Below are 14,427 nucleotides of genomic sequence, written 5' to 3'. Positions count from 1 at the left end.
CTCGGCTGACTACCTCGCCGCTTCCAAACGCTTGCCGTTGCGTCCAACACGACAAGGCGCTCACGACTTCCCCGACAGTTCCATCGTGCCACCCTGCCGCCCGACCGGCCACCCGCCCCCCGGCCGCTACCGGGTGAACTCCTTCGCCACCTCGGCGACCCTGCGCACCTGGTCGATGTCCGAGCTGGTCGGGATGAGGTGGATCTCGTCGGTGCCGACGTCTTCGAAGCGGTGCAGCACGTCGAGCAGCTCGTTCTCGCCGCCCGCCCATCCCGTCGTGGGCGCCATCGCGTCGACGACGTCGGCGGGGATCCAGTTCATGTAGCGCCGCAGATGCCGATGCATCTGTGCGCGCGGCCCGTCGCCGTGGCCGAGCGCGAACCAGAACGAGGTCGCCAGGTGTGGCGGGGGCTTACCCGCCTGCGCCCATGCGGTGCGGGCGACGTCGAACAGGTCATTCTGCCGGTCGACGTCGAGATCGAGCGTCGTACCCGCCAGCCCATCTGCCCACTGCGCAGCGCTACGAACCGTTTTCGGGCCGATCGTGCCGACCAGCAACGTCGGCCCGCCAGGCTGCACAGGCCGCGGGCCGACGGGGATGACGGATTCGGTGATCTTCTCGCCTGCCCAGACCCGCCGCATCACCGCGACGCGGTCGGCCATCCCCCGGATTGTTTGCGTAGCCGGGTCCGCGCCGACCGCGCGGTAGTCCTCGGCCCTGCCGCCGACGCCGAGACCGACGGTCAACCTCCCTCCGCAGAGCATGTCACCGGTGGCCAGCGCCTTGGCCAGCATGACGGGGTCGTGCAGTTGTGGGACCACGACCGTCGTCACCAACCGAACCCGATCGGTCCACGCGGCGAGCGCGCCGAGAAGCGTGAGGGTTTCCGGATTGTCGAACGCAATGCGCTCACCCCAACACAGTGACGAGAACGGCCCGTCGTCGATCGTCCGCGCCCACGCCTTGAGCGTGTCGGCGTCGAGGTTGGGTTCCATCACCGGCATCGTCATCCCGATCTGCACGACGGCGATTCTGGCACGGCTGGCAGCATGAGGGGCATGGCGATCACCACCACGTCCATCGCGCACATCCGCCTGACCGTCACCGACATCGAACGGTCGCGCGAGTTCTACGAAGCCGTGTTCGGCTGGCGCGTCCTGTTCGAGCTACCCGAAGGCGCCGACGCGGCCACCCGCGACGCGCTGAGGTTTTTGTGCGGCGGCGTCATCTACGACCTCGGCGGCATGCTGGTGGGTTTGCGGCCCGCGGCCACCGACCGCTTCGACGAGGACCGCACCGGACTCGACCACCTCGCGTTCCGCCTGCTCAGCAAGGACGAACTGGATTCCGCCGCACGGCATCTCGACGAGGTCGGCGTCGCCCATGAACCGATCAAGGACATCGGGCCCTCCTACATCCTCGAGTTTCGCGACCCGGACAACATCGCGCTGGAGTTGACCGCCCCGAAGTGACGTCAGACCAGGGTGCCCATGATGTCGGCCACCGATCCGGACCTGGCTTTCCGGAAACCGGTTCCGGCCCACACGTTCACACCGTGCGGATCGCCGGCGCGGACGGCCGCCGCGCGCAGCGGGCTGGTCAGATAGTGCACCTCGGGGTAGCCGAGCGGCGCCTCGGCCTCGTGCTCGTCGATGAACCGGTTGCGCAGTCCGCGCGCGTAACGTCCCGAGAACGCTTTCGTCACAGCGGTTTCGGTGAACTCTCCGTCTTGCAGCGCACCACGGTGCACGGCGCTGCTGCCCGCCTCATCGGCGAGCAGGAACGCGGTTCCGAGTTGCGCGGCCACCGCGCCCGCGCGCCGCACGCGGGCGACGTCCTCGGCGGTCATCAGGCCTCCGGCCGCGACGACGGGCACGTCGACGCTTTCGATCAGCGAAGCCAGCAGTGCGTCCAAGGGGACATCCGACGGCCGCGCGATCGGGTCGAAGGTGCCGCGGTGCCCGCCGGCCGCCGGTCCCTGCACGGCCACCGCATCCACGCCGCGCGCGACCGCCTGCTGCGCCTCGGCCAGCGTGGTCACCGTGCCGACCGTGGTGACACCCGCCGCGCGCAACCGCCGGATCTCGTCGGCGCTGGGCAGACCGAAGGTGAACGACGCCACCGCGGGCCGCATGTCGAGCAGCACGTCGAGTTTGGCGGCCCATGCATCGTCGTCGAACCGCGGCTCACCGAGCGTGGTGCCGTAGCGTTCAGCGTCGCGGGTCAGCGCTTCCGAGTAGCGTGCGATCGCTTCCGCAGCGCCCGCACTGGGTTGTGGCACAAAGAGATTGGCGCCCACCGGGCCGGACGCCAGCCGCTGCGCGGCGTCGAGACGCTCGGCGAACACCTCGGCGGTCAGATAACCGGCTGGGACGAAACCCAGACCGCCCGTCCTGGTTGCGGCGGCGGCCAGTTCGGGTGTCGACGGGCCGCCCGCCATGGGCGCCACGACGACGGGCTGGGCGAGGCCTCTGAAGTCGAACGTCATGCCTACATCGTGCAACGTTGCCGTCTCGGCGCCGACGGTGGTTGACTGAACCGGTATGGCCATCACTTTCAACCACACCATCGTGGCCGCGCGGGACCGCGAGGAATCGGCCAGGTTCTTCACCGAGCTGTTCGGGCTGCCGCCGGCCAAGGAGTTCGGCCCTTTCCTGGCGGTGTCCTTGGCCCACGACGCCAGCCTCGATTACGCACAAGCCGGCCCGGATGAGGACATCCGCCCGCAGCATTACGCCTTCCTGGTGTCCGAGGATGAGTTCTCCGAGATCTACGGGCGTATTCGGGAGCGTGGTCTGCAGCACTGGGCCGATCCGCATGGCTCGCGCCCCGGCGAGATCAACCACAACGACGGTGGTCGCGGTGTCTACTTCCAGGATCCCGCGGGCCATTACCTCGAGATCATCACGCGGCCCTATGGATCCGGTTCGGGCTGACCCGCGACGCTAACTCAGCGAGTGGCCGCGCTTGGTCTCCTGACTGCGGTAGTCGTCGGCGAGCTTTCGCACATGCTTGGGTAGCGCATCGGCGGCCACGTCAGCCACGCTCGTCTGCTCGAGCACCGAACGCATGCTCGCCCGCAGCGCCCGCCAGACGTCGGTCAGCGGGGTCGTCGGCCCGGTGTACGGCAAGTCGCCGAGGCCGATGTCCCTGACGCTGGCCAGCGGACCGTCGATACAGCGCAGCACGTCGGCGAGGCTGATGTCCTTCGCGGGCCGGGCCAACTCGTAGCCGCCTTCGCGGCCGCGATGGCTGCGCACCAGGCGGTCGGTGCGCAGATCAGAGAGGATGTCGACGAGGAACTGCGGCGGAATGCCCTGCGCCTTGGCCAGATCGTCGGTCGTGACGAGGACACCGTCCTGTGCGGTCGCGAGTTGCACCATCGCGCGGACGGCGTACTCGGCTTTGGCCGACATGCGCATGTGCCCAGTCAATCACGCGTGACAGCCAGCACCGCCTCGGCGAGCTCGGGTCGGCAGACAACCAGGTCGGGCAGCAGCGGGTCGGGCCGGTTGTAGATCAACGGCGAGCCATCGATACGGGACGTGTGCAGGCCCGCAGCGCGGGCGACGGCGACCGGCGCCGCGGAGTCCCACTCGTACTGGCCGCCCGCGTGCACGTACACGTCCGAAAGACCCTGCACAACCGACGCGACCTTGGCCCCGGCCGAGCCCATCTCGACCAACGTGCCGTCCAGGGCGTCGCGCACCGCGAGCGCGATCGAGGGCGGGCGCGTCCGCGAGACCACGATCCGGGGCTTGTCGGGACCGGCGGGCGGTGAGTCGACCGCGGGGGTGGCCAACGTGACGCCTTGCGCGGGAAGGGCGATCGCTCCGGCGACCAGTTCACCGGCCTGCCATAGGGCGACATGAACCGCCCAGTCGTCGCGTCCCAGTTCGGAGAACTCGCGGGTGCCGTCGAGCGGGTCGATGATCCACACCCGTCCGGCGGTCAGGCGGACCGGGTCGTCGGCGCCCTCTTCCGAGAGCACGGCGTCGTCCGGACGCTCGGCAGCCAGCGCTTCGGCGAGGAAGTCGTGAGAGCGCTTGTCCCCCGCCGCCTTACGTTCGGCTGCGCTCGCTTCGGCCAGCTCGGCGCGGACGTCGAGCAAAAGCTTTCCGGCCGCCGTGGCCAGGCGGGCGGCGAGTTCGTGATCGCTCACCGGTGGTTTTCCAGCAGCTCGATCACCATCTCGGCGAGTTGCTCGGGGTCGCGGTCGGGAGTCAATCGCAGATCGGGGTTCTTCGGCCGTTGATAAGGACTGTCGATACCGGTGAAGTGGGTGATCTTCCCGGCGCGGGCTTTGGCGTACAGGCCCTTCGGATCACGACGTTCGCAGTCCTCCAGCGGGGTGTCGCAGAACACCTCGAAGAAATCCAGGCCCGCCTCGGTGGTCACCTTTCTGGCCAGGGCCCGGTGCTCCTCGAGCGGACTGATCGCCGGCACCAGCACCACCTGTCCGGAGTCGGCGAGGATCGCCGCGACGTGCGCCAGCCTGCGCTGGTTCTCGGCGCGGTCGGCCATCGAGAACCCGAGGTCGGCGTTGAGGCCGTGGCGAAGGTTGTCACCGTCGAGAACATAAGCGGGAACGCCTTTCTCGATCAGCTTCTGCTCGACCAGCATCGCCACCGACGACTTCCCCGAGCCCGACAGGCCGGTGAACCACACGGTCTTGCCCTTGCTCAGTCGGTCCTCGGCCTTGCACAGCGATTCGTGGCGCACGGTGTTGGGGCTCGAGGTGCGCGCGGTGACCTGCGGCAGGATCATGCCCGCCGCGACCGTGCCGTTGGTGTTCGGGTCGATCAGGATGAACGAGCCTGTGGCCGCGTTGCGGCTGTACTCGTCGAGCAACAGCGGCTGTTGCGTGCGCAGCGAGATGCGGCCCAGCTCATTGAGTTTGAGGGCGGTGGCTTCCTTGTCGCGGTGCAGCGTGTTGACGTCGAGTCGGTAGTCGAGGGCCGTGACCCTGGCCCGTGTGGTGCGGGTGGTGTGCTTGATCAGGTAGTCGCGGCCGGGCTCCAGCGCGGATCCGTCGGCCATCCAGCAGACGGTGGCGTCGAACTCCTGGGTGACTCTCGGCTGGTTGTTCGGCCGCGCGATCAAATCGCCGCGAGAGATGTCGATGTCGTCGGTCAGGCTGATCGCCACCGCCATCGGCGGGAACGCTTCGTCGACCGGTCCGGCCGGACCCTCGATCGCCGCGATCCGGGACGTCAATCCCGCGGGCAGCACGACGACGTCGTCGCCGACCTTCATCACACCGCCGGCGACAGTGCCTGCGTAACTGCGGTGGTCGTGGTGCTCCAACGATTGTGGGCGGATCACGTACTGAACGGGAAAGCGGACGTCTACGAGGTTGCGGTCACCGGCGATGTAGACCTCTTCGAGGTGGCTCAGCAGCGGCGGACCCTCGTACCAGGGGGTGTTGTCCGATTTGGTCACCACGTTGTCGCCGTTCAGCGCCGACAACGGAATCGTCGTCACGTCGTGGATGTCCAGGCGTGCGGCGAAGTCATGGAAGTCGTCGCGAATCTTCTCGAACCGCTCTCTGTCCCAACCGATCAGGTCCATCTTGTTCACCGCGAGCACGATGTGGCGGATGCCCAGCAGCGAGGCCAGGAATGCGTGCCGACGGGACTGCTCGAGCAGGCCGTGGCGGGCGTCGACCAGGACAATGGCCAACTGCGCCGTGGAGGTACCCGTGACCATGTTGCGGGTGTACTGAATGTGGCCGGGCGTGTCGGCGATGATGAATTTGCGCTTGGGCGTTGCGAAGTAGCGATAGGCGACGTCGATCGTGATGCCCTGCTCGCGTTCTGCGCGCAGACCGTCGGTCACCAGCGCCAGATCGGTGTAGTCGTGACCGCGCTCCTTGGAAGTGCGCTCCACCGAGGCCAATTGGTCTTCCATGACGGCTTTGGAGTCGAAGAGCAGCCGCCCGATGAGCGTGGATTTTCCATCGTCGACCGAGCCCGCGGTGGCGATCCGGAGCAACGTCGCGGCGGGCCGGGCACTGGACGCGGGCCGCTCAGTGGTGCGAGTCATCAGAAGTACCCCTCACGCTTGCGGTCTTCCATGCCGGCCTCGGAGATGCGGTCGTCGGCGCGGGTGGCGCCGCGCTCGGTGAGCCGCGACACCGCCGTTTCGGCGATCACTTCCGCGACCGTCGCGGCGCGCGATTCCACGCATCCGGTGCACGTGACATCACCGACGGTGCGGAACCGCACGATCTTCTCGACGACTTCCTCGTCCTTGCGCGGCTGCAGGTACTTGTGCACGGCCAGCAGCATCCCGTCGCGCTCGAACACCTTGCGGCGGTGTGCGTAGTAGATCGACGGCAGCTTGATCTTCTCGGCGCCGATGTAGGACCAGATGTCGAACTCGGTCCAGTTCGACAGCGGGAACACGCGGATGTGCTCGCCCTTGTGGTGCCTGCCGTTGTACAGGTTCCACAGTTCCGGGCGCTGTGCCTTCGGATCCCACTGGCCGAACTCGTCGCGGAAGGAGAACACCCGCTCCTTGGCGCGCGCCTTCTCCTCGTCGCGGCGGGCACCACCGAACGCGGCGTCGAACTTGTTCTCGCGAATGGCCCGCAGCAGCGTGACGGTCTGGATCGGGTTGCGCGACGGGATCGTCTCGACCACTCGGCCGGCGTCGATGTCGTCCTGCACCTTGGCCACGACCAGGCGCACGCCGAACTCCTCGACGAGTTCGTCGCGAGTCTGCAGCACCTCGTCGAAGTTGTGGCCGGTGTCGACGTGCATCACCGGGAACGGCAGCCGGCCGGGCCGAAACGCCTTCAGCGCGAGATGCAGCATGACGATGGAGTCCTTGCCGCCGGAGAACAGCAGCACGGGCCGCTCGAACTCCGCGGCCACCTCGCGGATGATGTGGATGGCCTCGGCCTCCAGGGAGCGCAGATGACTGAGCTCGTAGCGCCCTGCGTGGAGTTCTTCGGTGGTGGTGACGGCGGTCATCATTTCCTCGTAAAGTTGGTAGGATTGACCATATTTATGAGCATTAGCCGCTATTAGACACCGCGGTTGCGTCCGATGTCAACGCACTGGCGGTGGCCCTTCTGCTGCGCGAGCTGCTGCTCAAGCGTGTGTGAGCGCCGATGCGGCCTTACCCGCGAGGTAATTGATCCCGTGCCGATACCGCCGATACTCGACCTCATGACCACCACCACCCCGCCACAGACGGGTCCCGACGTCTTGGCGCAGTTCATTCCGCAGTCGCCGTTCGTCGCCAAGCTGGGGATCGTCGCCGAGCGACTCGACGGCGTGGAGATCCGGCTGCGCATGCCGTGGGATGAGTCGAACGTGACGGTCGGCGACATGGTGCACGGCGGCGCGATCGCGGCGTTGGCCGATGTTGCGGTGATGGCCGCGGCGTGGGCGCAGACCGAGATGCCGGAGTCACTGCGCGGCGTCACCACGTCGATGTCGATGCAGTTCCTGGCGCCGGCTCGCGGCACCGATCTCGTCGCGCTCGGGCGGGTACTACGCAGGGGCAGGACATTGGTCAACTGCGAGGTCGACGTCGTGACCCCCGGCGGCGACGCTGTGGCGAAGGCGATCGCGACTTACAAAGTGGGATAGGTCGCCGGGCGCGGGGCTACACGGTGACTTCGTTGAGCCGGCCCGTCGCGACGTCGAAGACGAAGCCGCGCGCCGACTCGTGTCTGGTGACGAAGGGGCTGGCCTCGATCCGTCGCAGCGACTGCCGCACGTCTTCCTCGACGTCGACGAACGCCTCGGCGGCCCACTCGGGCTTGATGCCGGTCTCGTCCTGGATCTGTTGCTTGAAGCCGTCGTCGGTGAACGTCAGCATGCCGCAGTCCGTGTGGTGGATCAGGATGATCTCCTTGGTGCCGAGCAGCCGTTGACTGATCGCCAGCGAGCGGATCTCGTCGTCGGTGACGACACCGCCCGCGTTGCGGATGACGTGTGCCTCGCCGTCGCCGAGGCCGAGGATCCGGTACACGTCGAGGCGGGCGTCCATGCACGCGACCACTGCGACATGCTTGCTCGGCGGCAGTGGCAAGGGACCGGAGAACGTACTCGCGTATGCCTCGTTGTTTTTCAGGTACTCATCGGTGGCCGACATTTCTCGACCCTATGCCTGACCGGCCGCGCCGTCACCGGGGTCGCGAGCGTGCGCAGGGTAGTGGTTTTCGGCGGCGCGTCGTGTGCAGACCCGCACGCTGGGGCAACTGGGCGACGGCCCACCCTGTCGGGGGAAACAGGGTGGCCGTCGGGCTCATCAGACCAGCGGAATCCAGATCGGGCCGAGCCAGAAGCCCCAGCCATGACGGCCCTGGTCGAAAATCGGGTTCACCCACTGCCCCTGGTACTGGAAGGGGCGGTGGTCGCGCACCGCGCGGTTGTAGCCGTCGCGGTCCTCCCACCGGACGTCGGGCCGCTGCGGTTGGACCCACCCCGGACCGGGTCCGGGATGTGGCGGATCGGCTGCCGCCGTGCCGGCGCCGAGACCGAGAGCCGATGCGCCGAGCCCGCCGCTGAGGACGACCCCGGCGATCAATCGCTTGAACTTCATGATGATTCCTTCCTGTTGTTTCATTTGTTGATTGGCGAGTTGAGGTCGTACACGGTGGTGCCTCCGACATCGGCCGGGGCGAAGTTCTCCTGCACCCAGGTCGTGATGTCATGCGCACTGCCGGACTGCCGCCCTGGTGGGCCGTGCCCATCGCCGGCGATGAAGTACCGCACCTCATGGTCTGTGACATAGCCCTGGAACTGCTCGAGCGTCGGCGAGTTGTCCGCGCCGGTGAAACCGCCGACCGCCATGATCGAAGCCCCGGTCTTCAGCTCGAGGCTGCTCGCGGTCATCGATCCGATGGTCGCTGCCGCCCAACGGTTGTCCGCGTCTTCGACAAGGCGCTCGAGCGTGGGATTGTCCGCTTCGGGACCGCCCGGCCGAGGTCCACCCGGGCCCATGGGCGGCGCGGCGTCGCGCCTGGGACCGGCCATCACCATCGGGCCGCTGTGCGCATTCGCGACGGTTTCGATGGTGTACGCCGCAGGAGCTGCTGCAGCGAAAAGCACTGCGGCGATAGCCAATACCACGGTAGCGCGGCCGAGTCGATGAGCACCGACCACGATTACCGCGGCGATGATGACGGAGCCGATCAACACGATCCACCGCAGGGCAGGCCACCAGTCCGGCGTGCGTTCCAACAGGATGAACGCCCACACGCCGGTGGCGGCCGACATCGCCGCCAACACGATGCGAGGCGTCAGAAGCTCCTTGCCCCGCCACAGCTCTCGTACCGAGATCCCCACCAACGCTGCGATCGCCGGCGCCAGCGCGACCGTGTAGTACGGGTGGATGATGCCGTCCATGAAGCTGAAGACCGCGCCGGTGACCAGCAGCCAACCGCCCCACAGCAACAGCGAGGCACGGACACCGGCGGTACGCTCGCCACGCCGAGTGAACCACAGCGCGGCGAGCAAGCCGATCAGCGCGGCGGGCAACAGCCAGGAAGCCTCGGCGCCCATCGACTGACCGAACAATCGGCCGATCCCGGGGTCACCACCGAAGAACAGGGTATGGCCACCACCTGCGCCTCCTGGAGGTCCACCTGCTGGAGGTCCACCTCCGCCGGGTCCGCCTGGCATGTTCCCATCGCCGCCCACGACTCGGCCAATTCCGTTGTAGCCCAACGCCAACTGCAGCAGGCTGTTATCCGATGAGCCTCCGATGTACGGCCGGGAGTCGGCCGGCCACAGGCTGACCAACGCGATGTACCAGCCCGCGGACACGATCATCGCGGCCGCCCCGACCGCCAGCTTGCCGATGCGCTTCCACACGCCCACCGGCGCCGCGACGAGGAACACCAACGCGAACGCCGGTAGCACCAGGAATGCCTGCAGCATCTTGGTCAGGAAGGCGAAGCCGATCGCACAGCCCGCCAACGCAATCCACCGGGTGCTCGCCGTCTCGGTGGCACGCACCGTGCAGTACGCGGCCACGACGAGCAGCAGCACCAATAGTGCGTCGGGATTGTTGAAGCGGAACATCAACGCCGCCACGGGCGTCAGCGCCAGCGCAGCACCGGCCATCAGGCCCGCTTCGGGGCCGCTCCAACGCCGAACGGTGGCGTACAACAAGCCGACGGCACCGACACCCATCAAAGCTTGCGGCAGCAGCACGGCGAACGCGCTGAACCCGAAGATCCTGCCGAAAAGCACCATCACCCATAGCGCCGCCGGTGGCTTGTCAACGGTGATGGCATTGCCGACATCCAACGACCCGAACAGCCACGCCTTCCAGTCCTGCGTTCCAGCCTGGACCGCCGCCGCGTAGTAGTTGTTGGCCCAGCCGGACGAGCCAAGGCCCCACAGGTACAACACCGCGGTGGCGGTCAACAGCGCCACCAACGCAGGCCGCACCCAGCGCGGCTGCGGGCCGTTCCCGTGCGCGCCTGGTTCCGACGTGGTGAACGGGCGCACATCTGCCGTGATCGTCATGAATCAATTCCTTTGTGTCTGAGGAGCAGTCAGCCGGTACGGCGCGGGTGGAAGACCCAGCCGCGAAGGAGTACGAACCTGGCCGCAGTGGCGGCCAGGTTGGCCAGCACGAGCACGATGAGTTCTACGAGGCGGTGCGGTTCGGCGACGAAGGCGTGCAGCAAGGTTAGGGATCCGCTGGTGATCGTCAGCGCGATCGCGAATACGATGAGACCTTCGACGTGATGTCGACCGATGCTGGCCCGGCCACCGATCCCGAAGGTGAAGCGCCGGTTGGCGGCGGTGTTGCCGATTGCGGTGAGCAGCAGCGCGATCAGGTTCGCGGCCTGGGCACCGAGCCAGGCCTGCATCAACACGAACAGCAGCACGTAGGCGGCCGTCGACACCACGCCGACGGCGCCGAAGCGGACCACTTGGCGGAGCAAGGAGCGGGGCGCCGCCGACCGGTGCGAGCCGAGTTGCGCGGCAATGGCATTGACGGGGATGGAGCCGTTCGCGAAACCCCGCAGCAGGCGCCCGATGCCACGCAGGTCGGCCGTCGCCGTCGCGACGATGTCGACCCGGCTGTCGGTGTCGTCGACCCAGTCGACCGGAACCTCGTGGATGCGCAGCCCGCTGCGTTCGGCCAGCACCAGCAGTTCGGTGTCGAAGAACCACCCGGTGTCCGACACGTGCGGCAGCAGTTCGCGCGCCACATCGGCCCGGATCGCCTTGAACCCGCACTGCGCATCGGAGAACCCCGCGGCCAGGGTTGACTTGAGGATCAGGTTGTAGCACCGCGAGATCACTTCGCGCTTGGCGCCGCGCACCACCCGCGCACTGCGGCTCAGCCGGGTGCCGATCGCCAGGTCGGAGTGCCCGGAGATCAGAGAGGCCACCAGGGGTGCCAGCGCCGCGAGGTCGGTGGACAGGTCGACGTCCATGTAGGCCAGCACCGGTGCATCGGAGGCCGACCACACGGCATGCAGCGCCCGTCCGCGGCCCTTCTCTGCGAGGCGCACCACTCGCACATCGCTCAGCTCGGCGGCCAGTTCGGCGGCGATGCGCGGCGTGTCATCGACGCTGGCGTTGTCGGCGATGGTGATGCGCGCCGAGAACGGGAAATGCTCGCGGAGATGGCGGTGCAACCGGTGCACCGAATCGGCCAGCGCCGCCTGTTCGTTGTACACCGGCACCACCACGTCGAGCACAGGGACGCCGGCGGCGCGCGCGGCAACGGCGGCATTCGGCCGCGATTCGAAGTGGACCTGCTGAGGAGCGACGGTTTCGAGGGCGATGTCGGTCATGGCACCCATGGTCGAGCCGCAGGTTATGCAGGCCGTTGGCCCAAGCTATGGGCGAGCTATGGATGTTTCGGCGCTCGGGCGAGGTCGTAGATCACCACTTGGTCGACAGTCACCGGGGTGTGATGGGTTTCCACCCAATTGGCGATATGCACCGACTCCTGGCTGCCGCTCGCGGACGCTCCCCCGGGCCACTCATCGTTCGGCTGCTGATGAAGTAATGGATCTCGCCGGCCGCGACATGGCTCGGAAACTCTTCGAGTGTGGGCGCGGGCTTTTACGCGCTTCTGCGTCTGCTCGCCGGAGATAGTCACGGTCGTCACTGAGGCGATCCTGACCGACCCCGCCAGGCGCCCCGTGTGGATCCGCTGTGGCTCAGGTGTGAATCGCCGGGAAGGTTACGACGAAACGCGTCTCGCCGGGACGGCTGTGCACCGCGATGGTGCCACTGTGCGCCTTGACGACCGCCGCGACGATCGCCAATCCGAGTCCCGTGCTGCCTTCGCGACGAGAGCGCGACGAGTCGCCCCGGGCGAACCTTTCAAAGACTTCGGGTTGCAGCCAGGCGGGGATGCCGGGGCCATCGTCGGCGACGGTCAGCACCACGGAATGGTCCGCAGCGACGGTCAGCGCGATGGTGACCGAGGTGCCGGGCGGGGTGTGGGTCCGGGCGTTGGCGAGCAGGTTCGCGAGCACCTGGTGCAGGCGGGCCTCGTCGCCGACGACGATCACCGGCTCCTCGGGCAAGTCCAACGACCAGTCGTGTTCCGGGCCGGCGACGTGGGCGTCACTGACCGTGTCGACGATCAGGCGGGACAGGTCCACCGGCTCACGCTGCAGTGGCCGCCCGGTGTCGAGTCTGGCCAGCAGCAGCATGTCCTCGACGAGTTGGGTCATTCGACGTGTCTCGGACTCCACGCGGCTCATCGCGTGGGCGACGTCTTCGGGCACGTCGTCGCGTTTGCGTTGCGCCAGTTCGGTATAGCCCCGGATGGCTGCGAGCGGAGTGCGCAGCTCGTGGCTGGCGTCGGCGACGAACTGGCGAACGCGGGTCTCGCTGGCGTGCCGCGCGGACAGCGCAGACGCGATCCGGTCCAGCATGCGGTTCAGCGCCGAGCCCAGCTGTCCGACCTCGGTGTGCGCGCTCGCCGGGTCCACCGTGACGATCGGTGTCGGCAGCCGCACTTCCCCGCGGTCGAGCTCGAGACCCGCCACCTGTCGAGCGGCGTCGGAAACCCTTGCCAGCGGGGCAAGTTGGCGGCGGATGATCAGGATCCCGGCCGTAGTGGCGCCGATCAGCGCGGTCGCCCCGACCACGCAGAAGATGATCGCGACCGTCAACAACGTGTCGTCGACGTCCGAGGTCGGCAACCCGGTCACGATCTTCTCGCCGGGTCGATGTGCGGGCAGCGCGATCACCCGGTACCGGCCGAGCCCCTCGAGATCGATGGTCGTCGGCGCGTCCGGCACCACCCGTGCGAGCTGTTGCGCCGCGGCGGCGCTGATCTCGCTGCGGGTGCCGTCGGCGGTGATCACGCCGGCGTCGACCGGGGTGCCGCCCGAGACCACGGCACCCACCGTGCGGGCGGCCTGCCCGGGCGCGTTGAGAAAGGCGGGGCCGGGCCCGAGATCGCCGCGGATGATCATGCGTTGGCGGAAATCGGGCCGCGCGAACCCCGGCGGCGGTGGCGGAGGGCCGAATTCGAACAGGCCCGATGAACGTCGACCCGTCTCCACCACGCGCTCGTCCAACTGCTTCATCAGGAAGTGTTGCAGCGCAAGCTCGGTGCCTATCCCGACGGCCGCGCACACCAACGCCAAGAGCACGATCTGCGAGGCGAGCAGCCGGGCCCGCAACGACCAGGTCCGCGGTGAGCGGATCCGCGCACCGTCAGCGCGCGGGCTTGAGGACATACCCGGCACCGCGCAGGGTGTGGATCATCGGCTCGCGCCCGCTGTCGATCTTCTTCCGTAGATAGGAGACGTAGAGCTCGACGATGTTGGACCGGCCGCCGAAGTCGTAGCTCCAGACGCGGTCGAGGATCTGCGCCTTGCTCAGCACACGTTTGGAGTTGCGCATCATGAACCGGAGCAGCTCGAATTCCGTCGCGGTCAGCGTGATCAGTTCGCCGCCCCGGGTCACCTCGTGACTGTCTTCGTCGAGCACCAGATCGCCGACCACGATCTTCGCGCCCCCCGATTCGCTGGCCACCCCGGTGCGTCGCAGCAGCGCCCGCAACCGCAACACCACCTCCTCGACGCTGAACGGTTTGGTGACGTAGTCGTCGCCGCCGGCGGTCAGCCCGGCGATGCGGTCTTCGACGGAGTCTTTGGCGGTCAGCAGCAGCAGCGGTAGCCCAGGTATCTGCTCGCGCAGTTTACGGAGCACCTCCAGCCCGCTCATATCGGGCAGCATCACGTCGAGCACCACGACGTCGGGCGGAGTTTCGCGCGCCGATGCGATCGCCGAAGCGCCGTCGCCCGCGGTCGCGATGTTCCAGCCCTCGTATCGCAGAGCCATCGACATCAGCTCGGCGAGCACCGGTTCGTCGTCGACGACCAGCACCTGAATCGGCTTCCCGTCGGCGCGGCGCATGACGACCCGTCCCGCGTCGTGTTCTGCGACGGCTGGCGGGCGGGAGGTGGACAC

15 protein-coding genes are annotated in these 14,427 nt (G+C 67.7%); 3 read left to right on the top strand and 12 right to left on the bottom strand.

The window, feature by feature from the left end; translation table 11 throughout:
* Positions 1–126: 126 nt before the first annotated feature.
* Positions 127–1,011: an LLM class flavin-dependent oxidoreductase gene (locus tag AU188_RS04790; protein ID WP_059162643.1), complete on the bottom strand. Its 885-nt coding sequence runs from the start codon at positions 1,009–1,011 to the stop codon at positions 127–129.
* Positions 1,012–1,059: 48 nt separating this feature from the next.
* On the opposite strand from AU188_RS04790, the gene AU188_RS04785 reads away from it, so the two are divergent.
* On the top strand, positions 1,060–1,473 hold the full coding sequence (locus AU188_RS04785; RefSeq protein ID WP_059162582.1) for a VOC family protein: 414 nt from the start codon (positions 1,060–1,062) through the stop codon (positions 1,471–1,473).
* Positions 1,474–1,475: 2 nt separating this feature from the next.
* Here the strand turns inward: AU188_RS04785 and AU188_RS04780 are convergent, their stop codons facing one another.
* Entirely contained in the window at positions 1,476–2,489 is a 1,014-nt protein-coding gene (locus AU188_RS04780) for a nitronate monooxygenase (RefSeq protein WP_059162642.1), read from the bottom strand.
* Between the two features lie 55 nt (positions 2,490–2,544).
* Between AU188_RS04780 and AU188_RS04775 the strand changes: the two genes are divergently transcribed.
* Complete coding sequence (locus AU188_RS04775) at positions 2,545–2,937, top strand: VOC family protein (RefSeq protein WP_059162581.1); 393 nt, start codon at positions 2,545–2,547, stop codon at positions 2,935–2,937.
* Between the two features lie 9 nt (positions 2,938–2,946).
* Here AU188_RS04775 and AU188_RS04770 read toward each other — a convergent pair whose 3' ends face one another.
* The 4 genes from AU188_RS04770 to cysD are packed head-to-tail and all read right to left on the bottom strand — an operon-like array spanning position 2,947 to position 6,981.
* A complete protein-coding gene (locus tag AU188_RS04770; RefSeq protein ID WP_059162580.1) occupies positions 2,947–3,423 on the bottom strand; it encodes an Rrf2 family transcriptional regulator in 477 nt (158 codons plus the stop codon).
* A gap of 8 nt (positions 3,424–3,431) precedes the next feature.
* Entirely contained in the window at positions 3,432–4,163 is a 732-nt protein-coding gene (locus AU188_RS04765; RefSeq protein WP_059162579.1) for a 3'(2'),5'-bisphosphate nucleotidase CysQ, read from the bottom strand.
* Complete coding sequence (cysN, locus tag AU188_RS04760) at positions 4,160–6,046, bottom strand: sulfate adenylyltransferase subunit CysN (protein ID WP_059162578.1); 1,887 nt, start codon at positions 6,044–6,046, stop codon at positions 4,160–4,162. The genes AU188_RS04765 and cysN overlap by 4 nt, the downstream gene beginning before the upstream one ends.
* Positions 6,046–6,981 (bottom strand): sulfate adenylyltransferase subunit CysD, encoded by a 936-nt coding sequence (gene cysD, locus AU188_RS04755; RefSeq protein WP_059162577.1) that lies wholly within the window; start codon positions 6,979–6,981, stop codon positions 6,046–6,048. The genes cysN and cysD overlap by 1 nt, the downstream gene beginning before the upstream one ends.
* Positions 6,982–7,176: 195 nt before the next feature.
* On the opposite strand from cysD, the gene AU188_RS04750 reads away from it, so the two are divergent.
* Entirely contained in the window at positions 7,177–7,602 is a 426-nt protein-coding gene (locus AU188_RS04750; RefSeq protein WP_059162641.1) for a PaaI family thioesterase, read from the top strand.
* Positions 7,603–7,618: 16 nt separating this feature from the next.
* Here AU188_RS04750 and AU188_RS04745 read toward each other — a convergent pair whose 3' ends face one another.
* From AU188_RS04745 to AU188_RS04720, 6 genes are all read right to left on the bottom strand, one after another.
* Entirely contained in the window at positions 7,619–8,110 is a 492-nt protein-coding gene (locus AU188_RS04745) for a beta-class carbonic anhydrase (protein ID WP_059162576.1), read from the bottom strand.
* 156 nt (positions 8,111–8,266) lie between these two features.
* Positions 8,267–8,560: a hypothetical protein gene (locus AU188_RS04740; RefSeq protein ID WP_082686492.1), complete on the bottom strand. Its 294-nt coding sequence runs from the start codon at positions 8,558–8,560 to the stop codon at positions 8,267–8,269.
* Positions 8,561–8,580: 20 nt separating this feature from the next.
* On the bottom strand, positions 8,581–10,494 hold the full coding sequence (locus tag AU188_RS04735) for an ArnT family glycosyltransferase (RefSeq protein WP_059162574.1): 1,914 nt from the start codon (positions 10,492–10,494) through the stop codon (positions 8,581–8,583).
* A gap of 29 nt (positions 10,495–10,523) precedes the next feature.
* Complete coding sequence (locus AU188_RS04730; RefSeq protein ID WP_059162573.1) at positions 10,524–11,789, bottom strand: bifunctional glycosyltransferase family 2/GtrA family protein; 1,266 nt, start codon at positions 11,787–11,789, stop codon at positions 10,524–10,526.
* 363 nt (positions 11,790–12,152) lie between these two features.
* On the bottom strand, positions 12,153–13,691 hold the full coding sequence (locus AU188_RS04725) for a sensor histidine kinase (protein ID WP_059162640.1): 1,539 nt from the start codon (positions 13,689–13,691) through the stop codon (positions 12,153–12,155).
* Positions 13,669–14,373, bottom strand: a complete 705-nt coding sequence (locus AU188_RS04720; RefSeq protein WP_059162572.1) for a response regulator transcription factor — start codon at positions 14,371–14,373, stop codon at positions 13,669–13,671. The genes AU188_RS04725 and AU188_RS04720 overlap by 23 nt, the downstream gene beginning before the upstream one ends.
* Positions 14,374–14,427: the final 54 nt, after the last annotated feature.

Origin of the sequence: Mycobacterium sp. IS-3022, from assembly GCF_001500065.1 — a bacterium.
Taxonomy (GTDB): Bacteria; Actinomycetota; Actinomycetes; order Mycobacteriales; family Mycobacteriaceae; genus Mycobacterium.
The sequence above is the reverse complement of the archived record's forward strand: the minus strand, read 5'-3'. Positions and strand labels throughout refer to the sequence as shown.

Coding starts and splice junctions, on each gene's coding strand:
- AU188_RS04790 (WP_059162643.1), bottom strand. CDS start 1,011: ATGACGATGCCGGTGATGGAACCCAACCTCGACGCCGACACGCTCAAG.
- AU188_RS04735 (WP_059162574.1), bottom strand. CDS start 10,494: ATGACGATCACGGCAGATGTGCGCCCGTTCACCACGTCGGAACCAGGC.
- AU188_RS04780 (WP_059162642.1), bottom strand. CDS start 2,489: ATGACGTTCGACTTCAGAGGCCTCGCCCAGCCCGTCGTCGTGGCGCCC.
- cysN (WP_059162578.1), bottom strand. CDS start 6,046: ATGACTCGCACCACTGAGCGGCCCGCGTCCAGTGCCCGGCCCGCCGCG.
- AU188_RS04740 (WP_082686492.1), bottom strand. CDS start 8,560: ATGAAGTTCAAGCGATTGATCGCCGGGGTCGTCCTCAGCGGCGGGCTC.
- cysD (WP_059162577.1), bottom strand. CDS start 6,981: ATGATGACCGCCGTCACCACCACCGAAGAACTCCACGCAGGGCGCTAC.
- AU188_RS04785 (WP_059162582.1), top strand. CDS start 1,060: ATGGCGATCACCACCACGTCCATCGCGCACATCCGCCTGACCGTCACC.
- AU188_RS04720 (WP_059162572.1), bottom strand. CDS start 14,373: ATGCGCCGCGCCGACGGGAAGCCGATTCAGGTGCTGGTCGTCGACGAC.
- AU188_RS04775 (WP_059162581.1), top strand. CDS start 2,545: ATGGCCATCACTTTCAACCACACCATCGTGGCCGCGCGGGACCGCGAG.
- AU188_RS04725 (WP_059162640.1), bottom strand. CDS start 13,691: ATGTCCTCAAGCCCGCGCGCTGACGGTGCGCGGATCCGCTCACCGCGG.
- AU188_RS04750 (WP_059162641.1), top strand. CDS start 7,177: ATGACCACCACCACCCCGCCACAGACGGGTCCCGACGTCTTGGCGCAG.
- AU188_RS04745 (WP_059162576.1), bottom strand. CDS start 8,110: ATGTCGGCCACCGATGAGTACCTGAAAAACAACGAGGCATACGCGAGT.
- AU188_RS04770 (WP_059162580.1), bottom strand. CDS start 3,423: ATGCGCATGTCGGCCAAAGCCGAGTACGCCGTCCGCGCGATGGTGCAA.
- AU188_RS04730 (WP_059162573.1), bottom strand. CDS start 11,789: ATGGGTGCCATGACCGACATCGCCCTCGAAACCGTCGCTCCTCAGCAG.